This is a genomic window from Acidovorax sp. NCPPB 3576, assembly GCF_028473605.1.
Classification (GTDB): Bacteria; Pseudomonadota; Gammaproteobacteria; order Burkholderiales; family Burkholderiaceae_C; genus Paracidovorax.
The window spans coordinates 4,518,066-4,536,347 of record NZ_CP097267.1; the positions used below are offsets into that span (position 1 = coordinate 4,518,066).

Below are 18,282 nucleotides of genomic sequence, written 5' to 3' on the forward strand. Positions count from 1 at the left end.
CGATGCATTTAATAAGATATGGGCGATTAAATCAATTCACTCACCGGCACCGCTCACGGGAGACTTTAGGGGCAGATACTCCTTGGTGGGTTCCTCATATGTAACATTACTGCGTTGCCGACCACCGCCCGGACGGCGACGCGCACCGACCACTGGCACTGCTTTTGCTGTGCATTTCGTTCAAAGGCCATCGGCCACGGAAAACACCATGCAGACCGCTTCGTTCTTCAAGACCTTCTCCATCTCCCGCCGGCTGTTCCTGGGGTTCGGCTGCATGCTGGCACTGCTCATCGCAGTGGCCGCCGTGGCCCACGCCTCGCTGAACGAGGTCAACCAGCAGATGCAGCAGATGACCGGGGCCAGCGCCGCCAAGATGCGGCTGGTCAACAGCATGCTGGAGAACGTGAGCGCCATCGGCATCCAGGGGCGGTCGGCCGCGATGCTCGGCGAGGTCGATCCCAAGAGCGCCGATGAACAGACCCGACGGGTCGGCCAGGCGCTGCAGCGCTATGCCGCGCAAGAGACCGAACTGGCGACGCTGCTCGATTCCGGCGCCACGGCGGCCGAGCGCCAGCTGCAGACCGACATCCAGGCCCTGGCGCGCAAGACCCGGCCCGAGCTGGACACGGCGCTCAAGGCCATCGCAGACGGCGACACGGTGAGCGCCACGCTCTCGCTCATGACGCGGGTGGCCCCGGCCGAGGCCGCCTGGCGCGACAAGCTGGCCGAACTGGTGCAGCTGCAAAACACCCTCAACACCGAGGCCGCCGCCGGCGCGTCGCGCATGGAAGACCGGGCCCGCGCCATCGGCGGCGCCCTGGTGGCGCTGGCCATCGTGCTGGGCGCATTGATTGCCTGGCGCACCACGGCCAGCATCACCCAGCCCATCGGGCGGGCCGTGGTGGTGGCCGAGCGCATCGCGCGCGGCGACCTCACCTCGCGCGTGGAAGTGCGCATCCAGGACGAAACGGGCCGTCTGCTGGACGCCATCGCCGCCATGCAGGAGCAACTGCGCTCGCTGGTGGGCGGCATCGGCACCACGGCCGATTCCATCCTGCTGGCCAGCTCCGAAGTGGCTTCGGGCAACCTCGACCTGAGCCAGCGCACCGAGCAGACCTCCAGCAACCTGCAGCAGGCGGCATCGGCCCTGGAAGACCTGACGCACACCGTGCAGCAGAGCGCCGACGCAGCCCGCCAGGCCAACCAGATGACCGCCGCCGCATCGCAGGTGGCAGAACGCGGCGGCGAGGTGGTCTCGCAGGTGGTGCGCACCATGGACGTGATCAGCGCCAGCTCGCGCAAGATCGCCGACATCATCAGCGTGATCGACGGCATCGCCTTCCAGACCAACATCCTGGCGCTGAACGCCGCCGTGGAAGCCGCCCGCGCGGGCGAGCAGGGCCGCGGCTTCGCCGTGGTGGCCGGCGAGGTGCGGGCGCTGGCCGGGCGCTCGGCCGATGCCGCGCGCGAAATCAAGGCACTGATCCTGGCGAGCGCCAATCAGGTGCAGGAAGGCACCACGCTGGTGGGCCATGCGGGTGCCACCATCGGCGAACTGGTGCAGTCGGTGCAGCAGGTGTCGGGCATCATGGCGGAGATCACCGCATCGGCCCGCGAGCAAAGCGACCGCATCGCCGACGTGAGCCAGTCGGTGGGCGCGCTGGAAACCATGACGCAGCAGAACGCCGCGCTGGTGGAAGAAAGCAGCGCAGCCGCTGGCAGCCTCAAGGACCAGGCCGGCCGCCTCACGGACATGGTGGGCACCTTCCGCCTGACGCGCACGCCCGAGCTGGCGGCGCCCCTCAGCCGCGCATGACCGCCCGCGCATCCGAGGGCCCCGGCGCACGGATGGCGCGCCGCACGGGTGCCTCGGCCTGCGCGGCGAACACGCTCTCGCGCAGCGCGGGCAGGTCCAGCACCCGCAGCCCGCCGTATTCCACGCAGATCGCGCCCTGGGCCTGCAGCTCGGCCAGCGCCTCGTTCACGCGCTGGCGCGACAGCCCCACCAGGTACGCCAGTTCCTGCTGCGTGATGCGCAGCACCTCGCCCACGCCGGGGTAAAGCACCGGGTTGAACAGCGCTGCCAGGCTGCGCGCCACGCGCACGTCCGGGTTGCCCAGCCGGTCGATCTCGCGCGCGGCGATGAACTGGCCCAGCCGCTCGTTGAGCTGGTTCATCACGAACCGGTTGAAGCCGATGGAATGGTCCAGCAGCCAGTGGAAGGTGTCGATGGGCAGGCCCGCCACCACGCTCCTGCGCAGCGCCTGGATGTTGTAGCGGTAGGGCTCGCGCTTGACCGCCGTGCCCTCTCCGAACCACCCGCCCGGGGGCACGCCGGTGAAGGTCATCGTCTGGCCCTGGGCGTTGTCGGTGCTCATCTTGAGCAGCCCCTCCACCACGCCGAACCAGTAGGTGACCGGCCGGCCCACGCGGCACACGTAATCGCCCACCTTGGCATCGCCCACGAGCAGCGCGGCGATGGCGCGCTCCCGCTCGGGCAGCGACAGCAGCGGCAGCCAGGGAATGCCGTCCAGCTCCACCTGGGACGGCAGGCGGCGGCGCTGGTGCAGCGAAAGGTCATCGTTCATGGACTGCGAGCATGGGGCAGGACAGCCGCCGGGCGATTGCGGGAATACCACGATGCGGACTGTTGCCGGGGCGACAAAGAATCGGTCCGCGCACGCCCATGATTCGCCCACAGGCCACGGAGACACCATGCCAAAAATATTCCAACAGGCCCTCGTTTCTTGCGACGCGACCCCACCGCGTTGGCAGACTGCCCCATCCGGCGCGGCATCGCGCGGCGTTGCCGCACCGCCCCGGCGGCGCCGCGTGCTCGCGGGTGCGGCCGCCCTGGCCCTGCCGTGGATCGGCGCCGCCCCGGCCCGCGCGCAGGGCTCGGCGCTGCGCATCGCGCAGTCCACCGCGCTCACCGGCCCGCTGGGCGACCTCGGCTCGGCCATGCACCTGGGCGCGAAGGCCGCCTTCGCCGCCATCAACGCCCAGGGTGGCGTGCAGGGCCAGACGATCGAACTCACCACGCTGGACGACGGCTACGACATCCCCCGCGCGCTGGCCAATGTGGACAAGTTCCTGGCCGACCGCGAACAGTTCGCACTCTTCAACTGCATGGGCACGCCCATGGTCGAGGCCATGCTGCCCAAGGTGCTGCCCTCGGGCATGCCGTTCTTCGCCCCCTTCACCGGCGCCATGCTGAGCCGGGTGAAAGGCGCGCGCAGCGTGTTCAACGTGCGCGCCACCTATGCCGACGAGGCCGACAAGCTGGTCCAGCACTTCTCCACCCTGGGCATCCGGCGCATCGCCGTGGTCTATCAGAACAACGCCTTCGGCAAGGAGGTGTTCTCCGCCGCACGCGACGCCATGGCCCGGCTGAAGCTGGGCGAGCCGCTGTCCGGCACCGTCGAAAGCGATGCATCGGACGCCGGCTCCGCGGCGCGCCAGCTGGCCGACGGCAACCCCGAGGCGGTGCTGATCGGCCTGGCCGGCAAGCCGGCGCTGGAGTTCGTGAAAGCCTTCCGGGGGATGAGGCGCGGGATCATGCTGTATGCCACGTCGGTGATGGGCACCTCGGCCGCGGTGAAGGCGCTGGGGGCGGATGCCGTCGGCCTCACCATCTCGCAGGTCGTGCCGCTGCCCACCAACGTGGTGGTGCCGGTGGTGCGCGAGTTCCAGGCGGCCTGGAAAGCCGTGGGTGCCACGGCCGAGCCCTCGCACCTGGCGCTGGAGGGCTACATCAACGCCCGCGTGTTCGCGCAGGCCCTGCAGCGCGCGGGCCGCAACCCCTCGCGCGCCGCCTTCGTGGACGCCACCTGGAGCCTCAAGAACTGGGACCTGGGCGGCTTCGAGGTGAACGCCACCGGCCCGGAACGCAGCGCCTCGCGCTTCGTCGAGCTGACCCTCGTGGGGCGGGACGGCCGGTTCATCCGCTGAGCCGCCCCATGGATCACGGGCCCGCTGCCATCGGCGGCGGACGATTCCATTGCTACCAAAAATATAGCAATAAAGGCATTGAATACGGCGGCAGTGGCCGTTTTATCCCTTGGTCCATGCCCACCCGCCTCATTGCGACGGCACGGCGTAGCGGTAGCCCCGGAACGCCCACACCGTGCGGGACGGCTCGATCTTCTCCAGCACCACGCCCGGCGCCGCCTGGTCGCCCTCGTGCAGCACCTGTCCGTTGACGATGGCCATGCGGTAGGCAGGGTTCGCCGAATAGGTGGCGCCGCTGAACTGCATGGCGGGCAACTGCTCGCGCAGGGACGGCGGCAGATCGCGCTGCGCCACGATGGGCGGCGCCTCGGCTGCGGCGGCTACAGCGGGTGCCGCGGGTGTGGCAGCGCCGTTGGCCGGCGGCAGCAGGCGCGCGGTGGCCGCTGCCGCGGCCGAGGCGCGTGACAACGGCGCGGATGCGGCACGTTCGGCGGGCAGTGGCGCGGGCGGCGCCGCCGCCGCTGCGGCCGAAGGCACCGTGACCGGGGCCACGCGTTCCGGCCGCACGGCCGGAGCAGGCGCCGGCGCAGGCAGCGGGGCTGGCGCTGCCGAGGCCACGCGGGCGCGGGCTGGCTGCTCCGCCGGCTGCAGGGCGGCGGGCGGCGTGGGGGCTGGCGCGGTCGCCGCGGCCGGGGTCACGGGCTCGGAAACCGGCGCCGCCACGACCCGCGCCGGCTCGGCCGGCACCGCCGTCCGGTGTGCCAACCACCAGGCCGCACCGGCCGCCACACCGGCGACGGCCAAGCCAGCCGCCAGCACCGGCAACCAAGGCAGGGCGCCCCTGCGGGCCGGCTCGGCCATGGACGGAGCGCCCGGTGCGGGCACGGCCGGCGTGTGCAGGCCAGGCACGGCGCCGCGGCCGCGCTCGGCTTCGGCGCGCCGCAGGGCATCAAGGATGTAGGACATAGGATGGGAAAGAGTGCGTGGGGCCGTGCCCGCAGGAATCGAACAACCCGGAACGACCGGCGAAAACGCGGTGCGGTCGCGTCGGAGGGATGGGCATGCGCCTAGGCTCCCTTGCGCAGGCGCGGCTCGTCCACGCCCGCGGCACGGTTGAGCAGCATGAGGGTCAAGGGCCCGGCCCGGCCGTCGGGCGCCAGACCCTGGGCGACCTGAAAGCGATGGATGCGGTCACGGCGCTGCGCGGCGGCTGGCCGCTGGGCTGCGGCGGTGCCCTGGGCAACGGGTGGCAACTGGGCGTCCAGCCACGCCAGGGTGGCGGGGTGGTCGGCCACATCGCTGCCCTCCTGCAAGCCCGGCGGCGCACGCCACAGCGTGGCGAATTCGCCGCGCCACGCCTGCGCCAGATCGGCCACGGGCACCTGCAGGGTGCGGCCCGCGCCTTCCAGCGTGGCCACGCCGCCGTCCAGCCGCGACAGCACGACCGGCACCGGGCGCCCGTCCGCCGTGAAGAGCGTCATCACGCCCGGCCGGTCCAGTTGGCGCACCAGGCTCAGGCCCGCACGGCGCTGGCGAAAGCAGCGCAGGCCCTCGCGGGCCAGGGCTGCGCAGGCATCGGCGCCGGGGGCCGGCGCAGCGGCGCCCCAGGCCGTGGCCAGCGCGCGCCAGGCGGCGTCGTCTCCCTCGGGCTGCAAGGCCAGAAAACCCTGCAATGCCGAAGGGGGTGTGGCTACCGGAGTCGCCGCGGCCGAGGCCGCCGGCAGCGATGCAGCCATGGAGGCAGTCGATGCCGCAGGTGCTTGCGCTGCTGCCGCCACCACGGGCCCCGGGCCCGCCGCGGCCGCGCCCGTTGGCGGCCACCAGCCCAGAGCCCAGCCGGCACAGGCCACTGCCGCAGCCCCCGCCAGTGCGCCAGCGCCCGCCACCGCCCAGCGCGGGGCACGCGCGGTGCCCGCGGCAGCCCGGGCCGCGGGCGGGGCATCGAACACCTCGCGCGCAGCCTGGTCCACGGTGGCTTCGTTCACCTCGCGCACGCCGCCCGCGTAGGCACCCAGCAGCGCCCGGTCGCACAGCAGGTTGATGCGCCGGGGCACGCCGCGCGCCAGCGAGTGCACGCGTTGCAGCGCACGCGCGGTGAAGGGCAACGCGCCCTGCAGCCCGGCCACGGCCATGCGGTGGGCGATGTACTGGCGGGTTTCCTCGGCGCTCAGGGCATCGAGGTGAAAGCGGGCGATCACGCGCTGGGCCAGTTGCTCCAGCGTGGGGCCGGCGATCATCCCGCGCAGCTCGGGCTGCCCGATCAGGATGATCTGCAGCAGCTTGCGCTCGCTGGTTTCCAGGTTGGTGAGCAAACGCAGCTGCTCCAGCACGTCGGCCGAGAGGTTCTGCGCCTCGTCGATGATGAGCACGTTGTTGCGCCCCGCCGCATGGGCCTGCAGCAGGAAGGCGTTGAGCGGGTCGATGCAGTCCTTGACCGTCTCGGAGCCCGGCACCGCCGGGGTGTGCGCCACGCCGAACTCGTCGCAGATGGAGCGCAGCAGCTCGCCCACCGTGAGCCGCGGATTGAAGATGTAGGCCACGTTGCAGTGCGCCGGGATCTGCTCCAGGAAGCACCGGCACACCGTGGTCTTGCCGGTGCCGATCTCGCCGGTCAGCAGCACGAAGCCGCCGCCGGCGTCCAGGCCGTAGAGCAGGTGCGCCAGCGCCTCGCGGTGGCGATCGCTCATGAACAGATAGCGCGGGTCGGGGGCGATGGAAAACGGCGCGTGCTCCAGGCCGAAAAACGGGGCGTACATGGCGGCAAGGATACCGCCCTGCCGTGGCGGTCGCCCTGCGGCCGGCGCGCGGGTCAATCGTCTTGCAGCGGCGGCAGGCCCTGCAGTGGCGCGGGCGGCCAGCGGCCCGCAGCGGCCCGTGCCTCGAACCAGCGGTGCATGGCCGCGTCTTCGAGTGCGTATTCGCCGCGTGCCGACTTCCACACCAGCGCGGGCATGCGCTGGCGCAGCGCCTCCAGCGCCTTCTGGGCCTGCGGCACCGTCACCGGATGGCCGGCGTTGTCCCGGTAAAAGCGCAGGGCTTCGGCGTCGTAGGGGCGAAAGCGCGGGCCCTGCTCCAGCATGCGCCATAGCACGGCCTGCTCGGTCGGCTTGAGGCCGAGGTAGTCGGACTCCATCTGCGCTTCGTCCTGCGCCTGCTGCTGTTGCGCGGCTTGCAGCAGCGCGGGCTCGAAGCGCCCGGTCAGCGCCGCCAAGGGGCTCAACACCTGTCCCAATGCGGCCATGAAGAACTGCGGGCGGTCGCCGAAGACCTCGAACGCCTGCTGCAGCGAAGCCTGATCGACCGGCTTCAGTTCGGGCCGCTGGGCTTCGATCAAGGCAGCCACATGGGCGATGAAGTCGGCACCCAGGGGCGGCATGCGCTGGATCTGCGATCCGTAGAAAGGGGCCGCCGCAGTGTTCACCAGGCGCAGCAGCTTGTCGCGGTCCGAGCCGGACATGACGAGCATCAGGTTCACCATGCCCGGCCGGTTGAGCTGGTCGCGGGCCGATTTCAGGGCGGTCATCGCGGCCTCGCCGGCTTCGCTGGTCAAGGCGTGCTGCGCCTCGTCGATGATCAGCGCCACCGGCTGACCCGCCCTTTCGTGCAGGAGGCGCAGGGCTTCGGTCAAGGTCAGGCCATCCACCTTCCCGATCTTGCTGGTGTCCACCTCCAGACCGCCGACCTTCACTTTGTCCAGGCCGGCCTTTCTCGCCGAGCGTGCGACCAGGCCCAGCCGGGGCTCCAGGGCGCGGGCGATGGACTCCGCGATCAGCCCGCCCGGATCGCGCCGCGCGTCGGCCCACAGGTCCACATAGACCACCACCACGCCCGCAGCCTCCAGGGCCGGGCGCAGGTCCCCCTGAAGAAAGGTGGATTTGCCGGTGCGGCGCGGTGCGGCCAGGAACAGCCCGTTGTGGGCATCGCCCAGCAGCGCCTTGCCCTGCAGCGCGGACGTCAGCGCTTGTGCCAGGGCGGTACGTTGGAAGGCAATCATCGCAAATATCCTTTTTTATCCCGAAAAAGATAGTTTATCTAGAACGCGATAAATAGCGATATTTCTGAATGGCACCTCGACGGAACGCCTCTTTGGCCGGCCTGCCATCGGACTTCATCGCAGGCAGGGTTACACCCGTCAGGAGTTTCCCGCAAATTGTCGTCGGCAAGACAAGAAAGCGTCAAAGCGGTTCCTACCATCCGTTGCATCTCCCTTGCATGGCTGCGCGCCCCGCCAGCAGCCTCGGCGGAAATCACCGGTAGGAACAGGCATGACGACCACCTTCCCCCAACTGCTGCTGAGGCACGCCGCCGAGCGGCCCACCGACGCGGCACTGCGCGAAAAGGAATACGGCATCTGGCAGACCCACACATGGGCCGGCCTGGCCGCCATGGTGGAGACGCTGTGCGCCGGGCTGCAGCAGGCCGGACTGCAGGCGGGCGAGCACCTGGTGGTGGTGGGTGCCAACCGCCCGCGCCTGTACGCCACCATGCTGGCCGCGCAGGCGCTGGGCGCCATTCCCGTGCCGCTGTACCAGGATGCGGTGGCCGCCGAATGCGTCTTTCCCCTCAACAACGCCGAGGTGCGTTTTTGCGTGGTGGAAGACCAGGAGCAGGTGGATAAGCTGCTGGAAATCCGCGCGCAGTGCCCCGCCTTGTCGCACCTGTACTTCGACGACCCGCGCGGCCTGCGCAACTACAGCGAGCCGGGCCTGGCGTCGCTGGACGCGCTGGCGCAAGCCGGCGCCGCCTTCGTGGCGCAGAATCCCGGCTGGTTCCGCGCGCAGGTCGCCCGGGTGCAGCCCGGCGACGTGGCGGCCATGTTCTTCACATCGGGCACCACAGGCAACCCCAAGGGCGTGGTGCACACGCATGCCACCTTGCTCGACCGCGCGCAGGCCGGCGCCGAGTTCGACCACCTGACTTCGGCCGAGGAAGTGCTGGCCTACCTGCCGCCCGCATGGATCGGGCAGAACATCTTCAGCTACTCGCAATGGCTGGCCTGCGGCTACGTGGTCAACTGCCCCGAGTCGGCCAGCACCGTCTCCATCGACTTGAAGGAAGTCGGCCCCACCTATTACTTCGCCCCGCCGCGCATCTTCGAGGGCCTGCTCACCAGCGTGATGATCCGCATGGAGGACGCGGGCACGCTCAAGCGCAAGATGTTCCACGCCTGCATGGCGGTGGCCCGGCGCGTGGGTCCGGCGCGCATGGATGGCCAGCCCGTGGGGCTGCTGGACCGCATCAAATACGCGCTGGGCGACCTGCTGGTGTACGGCCCGTTGCGCAACAACCTGGGCTTTTCGCGCGTGCGCGTGGCCTACACGGCGGGCGAGGCGATCGGGCCGGACCTGTTCACGTTCTACCGCTCGATCGGAATCAATTTGAAGCAGCTGTACGGCTCCACCGAGACCGCCGTGTTCGTATGCCTGCAGCCCGACCACCAGGCGCGCGCCGACACCGTGGGCGTGCCGATCCGCGGCGTGCAGATCCAGGTGGCCGACAACGGCGAGATCCTCGTCAAGTCGGCCGGCCTGCTCAAGGAGTACTACAAGAACCCCGCCGCCACGGCCGAGGTGCTGACGGCCGACGGCTGGTATCGCACGAGCGATGCGGGCTTTCTCGATGCGCAGGGCCACCTCAAGATCATCGACCGCGTGAAGGACGTGGGCCGCATCCAGGGCGGCGCCAACGACGGCGCCATGTTCGCGCCCAAGTACGTGGAGAACAAGCTCAAGTTCTTTCCGTACATCAAGGAGGCCGTGGCCCTGGGCGACCGGCGCGAGAAGGTGTGCGCCATGGTCAACATCGACTTCGATGCCGTGGGCAACTGGGCCGAGCGCCGCAACCTGCCCTATGCCGGCTACACCGATCTGGCGCAAAAGCCCGAGGTGTACGAGCTGATCCGCGACTGCGTGGAGAAGGTGAACGCCGACCTCGCGGGCGATGCGCTGCTGGCGGGCAGCCAGATCAGCCGCTTTCTCGTGCTGCACAAGGAGCTGGATGCCGACGACGGCGAACTCACGCGCACCAACAAGGTCCGCCGCGGCTTCATCGCCGACAAGTACGGCACGCTGGTGGAGGCGCTGTACGCCGGCCGCACCGAACAGTTCATCGAGACGCAGGTGAAGTTCGAGGACGGCCGCACGGGCAGCGTGAGCGCCACGCTCAAGCTCGACGACGCCCGGACCTTCGCCCCGACGAAGCAGGCCGCCTGAACGCAACGCCGCAAGACCCATCATGACCACCAAGAAGATCGGCGACGTCATCCTCGACGTCCAGAACATCAGCCTGCGGTTCGGCGGCGTGAAAGCGCTCACCGACATCTCGTTCAACGTGCGAGAACACGAGATCCGCGCCATCATCGGCCCCAACGGCGCGGGCAAGAGCTCCATGCTCAACTGCATCAACGGCGTGTATGCGCCGCAGGACGGCTCCATCACCTTCCGGGGTAAGACGTTCTCGCACATGAACTCGCGCCAGGTGGCCGAGATGGGTGTGGCCCGGACCTTCCAGAATCTGGCGCTGTTCAAGGGCATGAGCGTGATCGACAACATCATGACCGGGCGCAACCTCAAGATCAAAAGCAACCTGCTCCTGCAGGCGCTGCGCATCGGCCCGGCCGAGCGCGAGGAGACGCGCCACCGCGAGTTCGTCGAGCACATCATCGACTTCCTGGAAATCCAGGCCTACCGCAAGACCCCCGTGGGCCAGTTGCCCTACGGCCTGCAAAAGCGCGTGGACCTGGGCCGAGCCCTGGCCATGGAGCCGCAGGTGCTGCTGCTCGATGAGCCCATGGCCGGCATGAACGTGGAGGAAAAGCAGGACATGTGCCGCTTCATCCTCGATGTGAACGACGAGTTCGGCACCACCATCGTGCTCATCGAGCACGACATGGGCGTGGTGATGGACATCTCCGACCGCGTGGTCGTGCTCGACTACGGCAAGAAGATCGGCGACGGCACGCCCGACGAAGTGCGCAGCAACGACGACGTGATCAGCGCCTATCTCGGCACCTCGCACTGACCGGAGAACACACACCATGGCTTTCTTTCTCGAAACCCTGATCGGCGGCCTGATGGCCGGCATGCTGTATTCGCTGGTGGCACTGGGCTTCGTGCTGATCTACAAGGCCTCGGGCGTCTTCAACTTCGCGCAGGGCGCGATGGTGCTGTTCGCGGCGCTCGCGATGGCGCGGCTGTCCGAGTGGATTCCCAAATGGACGGGCATCGACAGCCCGCTGCTGGCCGGCATCGCGGCCTTCATCCTGGCCGGCGCGCTCATGTTCGTGGTGGCCTGGTGCATCGAGCGGCTCGTGCTGCGCCACCTGGTCAACCAGGAAGGCGCCACGCTGCTCATGGCCACGCTGGGCATCACCTACTTCCTCGAAGGCCTGGGCCAGACGATGTTCGGCAGCGACATCTACAAGATCGACATCGGCATGCCCAAGGAGCCGATTTTTGCGTTCGAATCGATGTTCGAGGGCGGCGTGCTCATCAACAAGGAAGACGTGATCGCCGCCGCCATCGCCGCGGGGCTGGTGATCCTCCTGAGCATCTTCTTTCAAAAGACCTCCACCGGCCGCGCGCTGCGCGCCGTGGCCGACGACCACCAGGCGGCGCAGTCCATCGGCATTCCGCTCAACCGCATCTGGGTGATCGTGTGGTGCGTGGCGGGCGTGGTGGCCCTCGTGGCCGGGATGATCTGGGGCAGCAAGCTGGGTGTGCAGTTCTCGCTCACCACGGTGGCGCTGCGCGCTCTGCCGGTGGTGATCCTGGGCGGCCTCACCTCGGTGCCGGGCGCCATCATCGGCGGACTGATCATCGGCGTGGGCGAGAAGCTCTCCGAGGTGTACCTGGGCCCGTTCGTGGGCGGGGGCATCGAGATCTGGTTCGCGTATGTGCTGGCGCTGGTGTTTCTTCTGTTCCGCCCTCAAGGGTTGTTCGGCGAAAAAATCATTGATCGCGTATGAAATACGGGAGCAATGATTTTTCGAAGGAGGCACAACGCGCAACGCGCGTTGTCAGCGGGGCCGAAGGCTCCGCGTGGCACCGCAGGTGCGCCCCCGTGCAAAAGATCATTGATCGCTAACCCATCACAAGAACAAAAGGAGACCACCATGCTCTACCGCGAAAACGGCCAGTTCAAGACGACCTACCGCGCCGACCAGCAGATCTTCCCCATCGCGCAGGACCGCATCGCCATCGCGCTGCTGCTGGCGGTGGCCTTCATCGCCGTGCCGATGCTGGCCAGCGACTACTTCTTTCGCGCCATCCTGATTCCGCTGGTCATCATGTCGATGGCGGCGCTGGGCGTGAACATCCTCGTGGGCTACTGCGGGCAGATCTCGCTGGGCTCGGGGGCGTTCATGGCCGTGGGCGCCTATGGGGCCTACAACGTCTTCGTGCGTGTGCCGGGCCTGCCGCTCATTCCGGCCATCGTGCTGGGCGGGCTGTGCGCCATGTTCTTCGGCATCCTCTTCGGGCTGCCCAGCCTGCGCGTGAAGGGCCTGTACCTGGCCGTGGCCACGCTGGCGGCACAGTTCTTCAGCGACTGGATGTTCCTGCGCATCAAGTGGTTCACCAACAACTCCGACTCGGGCTCGGTGTCGGTCAACGGGCTGCAGGTGTTCGGGATGCCGATCGAAAGCGCGCAGTCCAAGTACCTCTTTTGCCTGGCCCTGCTCGTGGTGGTGGCGCTGCTGGCCAAGAACCTGGTGCGCGGCGCGGTGGGCCGCGAGTGGATGGCCATCCGCGACATGGACGTGGCCGCCGCGGTGATCGGCATCCGCCCGATGTACGCCAAGCTCAGCGCCTTCGCCGTCAGCTCGTTCATCGTGGGCATGGCCGGCGCGCTGTGGGCCTTCGTGCACCTGGGCGCATGGGAGCCTGCGGCGTTCTCGGTGGAGGTGTCGTTCCGGCTGCTGTTCATGGTGATCATCGGCGGGCTGGGCTCGATCATGGGCGGCTTCTTCGGCGCGGCCTTCATCGTGGTGCTGCCCATCGTGCTCAACCAGTTCCTGCCTGCGCTCATGGGCCTGTTCGGCATCAGCATCTCCACGGCCGGCGTGTCGCACGCCGAGCTGATGATCTTCGGCGCGCTCATCGTGTGGTTCCTCATCGTCGAGCCGCACGGCCTGGCCAAGCTGTGGTCCACCGCGAAGCAGAAGCTGCGCCTGTGGCCCTTCCCGCACTGATATGAAACACCCCCCTGAGTCGCTTCGCGCCTTCACCCCCTCTCTCGCTGCGCGGGAGGGGGGACGACGCCCTCGCTGCGGGGCGGCCCTTGCTCGGCGTCCCGCCGATGGGCCGCGCCCGCTCACCTGAACGCTTGCCATTTCCCCCACCGTGCTTCAGACCATTCAATTTCCAAGGAGAGACAAATGAAGCTTTCGAAACTCGTGATCGCCGCCCTCGTGGCGGCAGGCAGTGCGTCCGTGGCGACCAGCGCCTTCGCGCAGGCCAAGGAGCAGTTCTTTCCGCTGCTGTCGTACCGCACGGGGCCGTATGCGCCCAACGGCGTGCCGTGGGCCAACGGCAAGCAGGACTACATCAAGATGATCAACGCCCGCGACGGCGGCGTGAACGGCGTCAAGCTCACGTTCGAGGAATGCGAGACCGGCTACGCCACCGACCGCGGCGTGGAGTGCTACGAGCGCCTGAAGGGCCGCCCCGGCGTGGCGCTGTTCGATCCGCAGGCCACCGGCATCACCTTCGCGCTGACCGAGAAAGCCCCCGTGGACAAGATCCCGCTCATGACGCTGGGCTACGGCCTGTCGGTCGCGCAGGACGGCATGGCCTTCAAGTGGAACTTCCCCTTCATGGGCAGCTACTGGACGGGCGCCGACATCCTGATCCAGCACATCGGCAAGCAGGCCGGCGGGCTGGACAAGCTCAAGGGCAAGAAGATCGCGCTGGTCTATCACGACAGCCCGTTCGGCAAGGAGCCCATTCCGGTGCTGCAGGAGCGCGCCAAGATGCACGGCTTCGAGCTGCAGATGCTGCCCGTGACCGCCCCCGGCGTGGAGCAGAAAGCCACCTGGCTGCAGGTGCGCCAGAGCCGCCCCGACTACGTGCTGCTGTGGGGCTGGGGCGTGATGAACTCCACCGCCCTGAAGGAAGCGCAGGCCACGGGCTTCCCGCGCGACAAGCTCTATGGCGTGTGGTGGGCCGGTGCCGAGCCGGACGTGCGCGACGTGGGCGAAGGCGCCAAGGGCTACCACGCGCTGGCGCTCAACGGCTACGGCCCGCAGTCCAAGGTGATCCAGGACATCCTGAAGAACGTGCACGACAAGGGCCAGGGCACGGGGCCGAAGGACGAAGTGGGATCGGTGCTGTACACGCGCGGCGTGATCATCCAGATGCTGGCCGTCGAATCCGTGCGCCGCGCGCAGGAGCGTTTCGGCAAGGGCAAGGTCATGACCGGCGAGCAGGTGCGCTGGGGCATGGAGAACCTCGCGCTCGACCAGAAGAAGCTCGACGCGCTGGGCTTCAGCGGGATCATGCGGCCGCTGTCCACGAGCTGCTCCGACCACATGGGCTCCACCTGGTCGCGCGTGCACACGTGGGACGGCAAGAAGTGGGACTTTTCCTCCGACTGGTATCAGGCGGACGAGCAGATCCTCAAACCCATGATCAAGGCCGGCTCCGACAAGTACCTGGCCGACAAGAAGATGACGAGCCGCGATGCGGCGGACTGCCAGAGCTAAGGACAACCCCCTGAGCCGCTGCGCGGCTTCCCCCTTCTCTGGCTTCGCTGCGCGAAGCGGAAGGGGGACGACGCCAGCGCCGCGGGGCGGCCCTTGCGCGGCGTCTGCTGGCATGGGACGCGCCGGTTTCAAAGGCTGTGTTCACAGCCGCCAACCGAAAGCGCTGCACGGCAACTTTTTCGATTGGCACAGCGAAGGCAACACCATGGAACCTAAGAACATCGTCCTGAACGTCAACGGCATCGAGGTGATCTACAACCACGTGATCCTCGTGCTCAAGGGCGTCTCGCTGCAGGTGCCCGAGGGCGGCATCGTCGCCATCCTGGGCGGCAACGGCGCGGGCAAGACCACCACGCTGCGCGCCATCTCCAACCTGCTGCAGGGCGAGCGCGGCGCGGTCACCAAGGGCAGCATCGAGCTGCGCGGCGAGCGCATCGAGAACCTATCGCCCGCCGACCTCGTGCAGCGCGGCGTGGTGCAGGTGATGGAGGGCCGCCACTGCTTCGCCCACCTGACCATCGAAGAGAACCTGATGACGGGCTCGTACACCCGCACCAGCCGCGCCGAGATCGCGGCCAACCTGGAGAAGGTGTACGCGTATTTCCCGCGCCTGAAGACCCGCCGCACCTCGCAGGCCGCCTACACCTCGGGTGGCGAGCAGCAGATGTGCGCCATCGGCCGTGCGCTCATGGCCAACCCCAGCATGGTGCTGCTCGACGAGCCCTCGATGGGCCTGGCACCGCAGATCGTGGAGGAGGTCTTCAACATCGTGAAGGACCTCAACACCAAGGAAAAGGTGACGTTCCTGCTGGCCGAGCAGAACACCAACATGGCGCTCAAATACTCGGACTACGGCTACATCATGGAAAGCGGCCGCGTGGTGATGGACGGCGCGGCGAGCGACCTGGCCAACAACGAGGACGTCAAGGAGTTCTACCTGGGCGTGGGCGGCGGCGAGCGCAAGAGCTTCAAGGACGTCAAGAGCTACAAGCGCCGCAAGCGCTGGCTGGCCTAGGTCCACCGCGAATCCGGCGCGCCGCGACCGCGCGGCGCAGTCCAGCCCACCATTTGCTTGTCTCCCATCCCCAGCACGCCCAGAACGTGCACCCCGGAGGTATATCCATGAGCGTTTTCTACGACGACCTCGAAACCCGTCCGCCCGAAGCCCGCGAAAGCGCATTGATGGCTGCGCTGCCGGCGCAGGTGGCGCATGCGCAGCGGGCCTCGCCCGCGTTCGCCGGCATCCTGCAGGGCATCGATCCGGCGCGCATCGCCACGCGCCAGGCGCTGGCCACCTTGCCGGTCACGCGCAAGCACGAGCTGCTCGCACGCCAGCAGGCCGGGCGCGCCACCAATGTGTTCGGCGGGTTCAGCGCGCTGTCGTTCGGCGCCGCCATGCCGCGCGTGTTCGCCAGCCCCGGCACCCTGTACGAGCCCGAGGGCACGCGGCGCGACTACTGGCGCATGGCGCGGGCCATCCATGCCGCGGGCTTTCGGCCCGGCGAGCTGATCCACAACAGCTTCAGCTACCACTTCGTGCCTGCCGGCTCGATGATGGAAACCGGCGCGCACGCGCTGGGCTGCAGCGTGTTCCCGGGCGGCACGGGGCAGACCGAGCAGCAGGTGCAGGCCATGGCCGAGCTGAAACCCGCGGGCTACATCGGCACGCCGAGCTTTCTGAAAATCCTGCTGGACAAATCCGTGGAGCTGGACACGCCGCTGCCCAGCGTGATCAAGGCGCTTGTCTCTGGCGAAGCCTTCCCGCCCTCGCTGCGCGATTGGCTCGCAGAGCGCGGCGTGGCCGGCTACCAGTGCTACGCCACGGCCGACCTGGGCCTGATCGCCTACGAGACCAGTGCGCGCGAAGGCCTGGTGCTGGACGAGGGCGTGATCGTGGAGATCGTGCGGCCAGGCACCGGCGACCCGGTGCCCGACGGCGAGGTGGGAGAACTGGTGGTGACCACGCTCAACCCCGACTACCCGCTGATCCGCTTCGGCACGGGCGACCTCTCTGCCGTGCTGCCCGGCGCCTGCCCCACCGGCCGCACCAACACCCGCATCAAAGGCTGGATGGGCCGCGCCGACCAGACCACCAAGGTGCGCGGCATGTTCGTGCACCCGGGCCAGGTGGCCGACATCGTGCGGCGCTTTCCGCAGGTGCTGCGCGCGCGCCTGGTGGTGAGCGGCGAGATGGCCAGCGACCAGATGCTGCTGCGCGTGGAAACCACCGAGACCGCAGCCGGCCTGGCCGTGCAGCTGGCCGAGGCGATGCGCGAGCAGACCAAGCTGCGCGGCGAGGTCGAGATGGTGCCGCCCGGCACCCTGCCCAACGACGGCCGCGTGATCGAGGACGCCCGCAGCTACCGCTGAGCCCGGCGCCCGCCCGCCGGACGGGAGCACCAAATGCTCCCATATCAATAGCATAAAAACCAATACAGACATGCGCTGCAGGCCTATAAACCTTTAATCCCCTACACGTTACTGCTAAGTAATTACCTTGATGCTGGCGTAAAAACCCGTGGCTATCATGGCGCGTCTTTTCAAAGGAACCTCATGAAAACCACATTCAAGACCGCACTGGTGGCCGTTGCCGTGGCCGCCGCTTTCGGCGCGCACGCGCAGGGATACCCCTCCAAGGACAAGACGGTCACGATCGTCGTTCCTTTCGCCGCCGGCGGCCCGACCGACCGCGTGGCCCGCGACCTGGCCGAGGCCATGCGCAAGCCGCTGGGCGGGATCAGCGTGGTGATCGACAACGCTGCCGGCGCCGGCAGCAGCATCGGCACCGCCAAGGTGGCGCGTGCCAACCCCGACGGCTACACCCTGCTGCTCAACCACATCGCCATGGCCACCATGCCGGCGCTCTACCGCAAGCTGCCGTTCAGCGTGCCCAATGACTTCGAGTACCTGGGCGTCGTGAACGACGTGCCCATGACGCTCATCGCCAAGCCCACGCTGCCGGCCAACAACTACAAGGAACTGGCCACCTGGATCGACCAGAACAAGGGCAAGATCAACCTGGGCCACGCCGGCCTGGGCGCCGCCTCGCACCTGTGCGGCCTGCTGTTCCAGAGCGCCATCAAGGTGGAGATGACCCCCGTGCCCTACAAGGGAACGGCCCCGGCCATCACCGACCTGATCGGCGGCCAGATCGACCTGCTGTGCGACCAGACCACCAACACCACGTCGCAGATCGAGGCCAAGAAGGTCAAGGCCTATGCCGTCACCACGTCCAAGCGCCTGACGACGCCGTCGCTCAAGGACCTGCCCACGCTGGCCGAATCCGGCTTGAAGGACTTCCAGGTCACGATCTGGCACGGCCTTTACGCGCCCAAGGGCACGCCGGCCGACGTGCTCAAGAAGATCAACGACGCCCTCAAGGTCGCGCTGAAAGACCCCGACTTCATCAAGAAGCAGGAAGGCCTGGGCGCTGTGGTGGCCGCTGACCAGCGCGTCGAACCCGCCGAGCACAAGAAGTTCGTGCAGGCCGAAATCGACAAGTGGGCGCCCATCATCAAGGCCGCCGGCACCTACGCCGACTGACCGGCTGACCGGCTGACCGGCTGACCGGCTGACCGCTGATGGTCCGGGCGCTGCGGCGAAACGCAGTGCCCGCCCATCGGCCCCGC

At 68.3% G+C, this 18,282-nt stretch carries 14 protein-coding genes; 10 read left to right on the top strand and 4 right to left on the bottom strand.

The annotated features are described in order from the left end of the window. Window positions 1-208 precede the first annotated feature (208 nt). Complete coding sequence (locus tag M5C98_RS20580) at window positions 209-1,816, top strand: methyl-accepting chemotaxis protein (protein WP_272549287.1); 1,608 nt, start codon at window positions 209-211, stop codon at window positions 1,814-1,816. Here M5C98_RS20580 and M5C98_RS20585 read toward each other — a convergent pair. Then, window positions 1,803-2,588, bottom strand: coding sequence for a Crp/Fnr family transcriptional regulator (locus M5C98_RS20585; RefSeq protein ID WP_272549288.1), 786 nt, complete (start codon window positions 2,586-2,588; stop codon window positions 1,803-1,805). The two genes, M5C98_RS20580 and M5C98_RS20585, sit on opposite strands and share 14 nt — an antisense overlap. A 127-nt stretch (window positions 2,589-2,715) precedes the next feature. On the opposite strand from M5C98_RS20585, the gene M5C98_RS20590 reads away from it, so the two are divergent. Next, window positions 2,716-3,951: an ABC transporter substrate-binding protein gene (locus M5C98_RS20590; protein WP_272549289.1), complete on the top strand. Its 1,236-nt coding sequence runs from the start codon at window positions 2,716-2,718 to the stop codon at window positions 3,949-3,951. 129 nt (window positions 3,952-4,080) lie between these two features. Here the strand turns inward: M5C98_RS20590 and M5C98_RS20595 are convergent, their stop codons facing one another. From M5C98_RS20595 to M5C98_RS20605, 3 genes are all read right to left on the bottom strand, one after another. Further along, window positions 4,081-4,917 carry a general secretion pathway protein GspB gene (locus M5C98_RS20595; protein WP_272549290.1) on the bottom strand — a complete coding sequence of 279 codons (837 nt, stop codon included), beginning with the start codon at window positions 4,915-4,917 and terminating at the stop codon, window positions 4,081-4,083. 101 nt (window positions 4,918-5,018) lie between these two features. Further along, window positions 5,019-6,707, bottom strand: a complete 1,689-nt coding sequence (locus tag M5C98_RS20600) for an ExeA family protein (RefSeq protein WP_272549291.1) — start codon at window positions 6,705-6,707, stop codon at window positions 5,019-5,021. A 53-nt stretch (window positions 6,708-6,760) separates the two neighbouring features. Next, entirely contained in the window at window positions 6,761-7,945 is a 1,185-nt protein-coding gene (locus M5C98_RS20605) for an ATP-binding protein (protein ID WP_272549292.1), read from the bottom strand. A 271-nt stretch (window positions 7,946-8,216) separates the two neighbouring features. Between M5C98_RS20605 and M5C98_RS20610 the strand changes: the two genes are divergently transcribed. The 8 genes from M5C98_RS20610 to M5C98_RS20645 all read left to right on the top strand — a co-directional run bounded on the left by M5C98_RS20610 (window position 8,217) and on the right by M5C98_RS20645 (window position 18,196). Next, window positions 8,217-10,163 (top strand): AMP-dependent synthetase/ligase, encoded by a 1,947-nt coding sequence (locus M5C98_RS20610; RefSeq protein ID WP_272549293.1) that lies wholly within the window; start codon window positions 8,217-8,219, stop codon window positions 10,161-10,163. Between the two features lie 22 nt (window positions 10,164-10,185). After that, the gene (locus M5C98_RS20615; RefSeq protein ID WP_272549294.1) at window positions 10,186-10,971 is read left to right on the top strand and encodes an ABC transporter ATP-binding protein; all 786 of its coding nucleotides are present in this window, start codon (window positions 10,186-10,188) and stop codon (window positions 10,969-10,971) included. A 16-nt stretch (window positions 10,972-10,987) separates the two neighbouring features. After that, a complete protein-coding gene (locus tag M5C98_RS20620; protein ID WP_272549295.1) occupies window positions 10,988-11,917 on the top strand; it encodes a branched-chain amino acid ABC transporter permease in 930 nt (309 codons plus the stop codon). Between the two features lie 147 nt (window positions 11,918-12,064). Next, window positions 12,065-13,141: a branched-chain amino acid ABC transporter permease gene (locus M5C98_RS20625; protein ID WP_272549296.1), complete on the top strand. Its 1,077-nt coding sequence runs from the start codon at window positions 12,065-12,067 to the stop codon at window positions 13,139-13,141. 186 nt (window positions 13,142-13,327) lie between these two features. Continuing rightward, a complete protein-coding gene (locus M5C98_RS20630; RefSeq protein ID WP_272549297.1) occupies window positions 13,328-14,653 on the top strand; it encodes an ABC transporter substrate-binding protein in 1,326 nt (441 codons plus the stop codon). Between the two features lie 205 nt (window positions 14,654-14,858). After that, the gene (locus tag M5C98_RS20635) at window positions 14,859-15,668 is read left to right on the top strand and encodes an ABC transporter ATP-binding protein (RefSeq protein WP_272549298.1); all 810 of its coding nucleotides are present in this window, start codon (window positions 14,859-14,861) and stop codon (window positions 15,666-15,668) included. 107 nt (window positions 15,669-15,775) lie between these two features. Further along, window positions 15,776-17,023, top strand: coding sequence for a phenylacetate--CoA ligase family protein (locus M5C98_RS20640; protein WP_272549299.1), 1,248 nt, complete (start codon window positions 15,776-15,778; stop codon window positions 17,021-17,023). Between the two features lie 183 nt (window positions 17,024-17,206). Further along, window positions 17,207-18,196, top strand: coding sequence for a tripartite tricarboxylate transporter substrate-binding protein (locus tag M5C98_RS20645; RefSeq protein ID WP_272549300.1), 990 nt, complete (start codon window positions 17,207-17,209; stop codon window positions 18,194-18,196). Window positions 18,197-18,282: the final 86 nt, after the last annotated feature.

Bases quoted from the DNA above. Each gene is read 5' to 3' on its own strand.
- M5C98_RS20620 (WP_272549295.1), top strand. From the start codon at position 10,988: ATGGCTTTCTTTCTCGAAACCCTGATCGGCGGCCTGATGGCCGGCATG.
- M5C98_RS20590 (WP_272549289.1), top strand. From the start codon at position 2,716: ATGCCAAAAATATTCCAACAGGCCCTCGTTTCTTGCGACGCGACCCCA.
- M5C98_RS20610 (WP_272549293.1), top strand. From the start codon at position 8,217: ATGACGACCACCTTCCCCCAACTGCTGCTGAGGCACGCCGCCGAGCGG.
- M5C98_RS20625 (WP_272549296.1), top strand. From the start codon at position 12,065: ATGCTCTACCGCGAAAACGGCCAGTTCAAGACGACCTACCGCGCCGAC.
- M5C98_RS20600 (WP_272549291.1), bottom strand. From the start codon at position 6,707: ATGTACGCCCCGTTTTTCGGCCTGGAGCACGCGCCGTTTTCCATCGCC.
- M5C98_RS20580 (WP_272549287.1), top strand. From the start codon at position 209: ATGCAGACCGCTTCGTTCTTCAAGACCTTCTCCATCTCCCGCCGGCTG.
- M5C98_RS20630 (WP_272549297.1), top strand. From the start codon at position 13,328: ATGAAGCTTTCGAAACTCGTGATCGCCGCCCTCGTGGCGGCAGGCAGT.
- M5C98_RS20605 (WP_272549292.1), bottom strand. From the start codon at position 7,945: ATGATTGCCTTCCAACGTACCGCCCTGGCACAAGCGCTGACGTCCGCG.
- M5C98_RS20585 (WP_272549288.1), bottom strand. From the start codon at position 2,588: ATGAACGATGACCTTTCGCTGCACCAGCGCCGCCGCCTGCCGTCCCAG.
- M5C98_RS20635 (WP_272549298.1), top strand. From the start codon at position 14,859: ATGGAACCTAAGAACATCGTCCTGAACGTCAACGGCATCGAGGTGATC.
- M5C98_RS20615 (WP_272549294.1), top strand. From the start codon at position 10,186: ATGACCACCAAGAAGATCGGCGACGTCATCCTCGACGTCCAGAACATC.
- M5C98_RS20595 (WP_272549290.1), bottom strand. From the start codon at position 4,917: ATGTCCTACATCCTTGATGCCCTGCGGCGCGCCGAAGCCGAGCGCGGC.
- M5C98_RS20645 (WP_272549300.1), top strand. From the start codon at position 17,207: ATGAAAACCACATTCAAGACCGCACTGGTGGCCGTTGCCGTGGCCGCC.
- M5C98_RS20640 (WP_272549299.1), top strand. From the start codon at position 15,776: ATGAGCGTTTTCTACGACGACCTCGAAACCCGTCCGCCCGAAGCCCGC.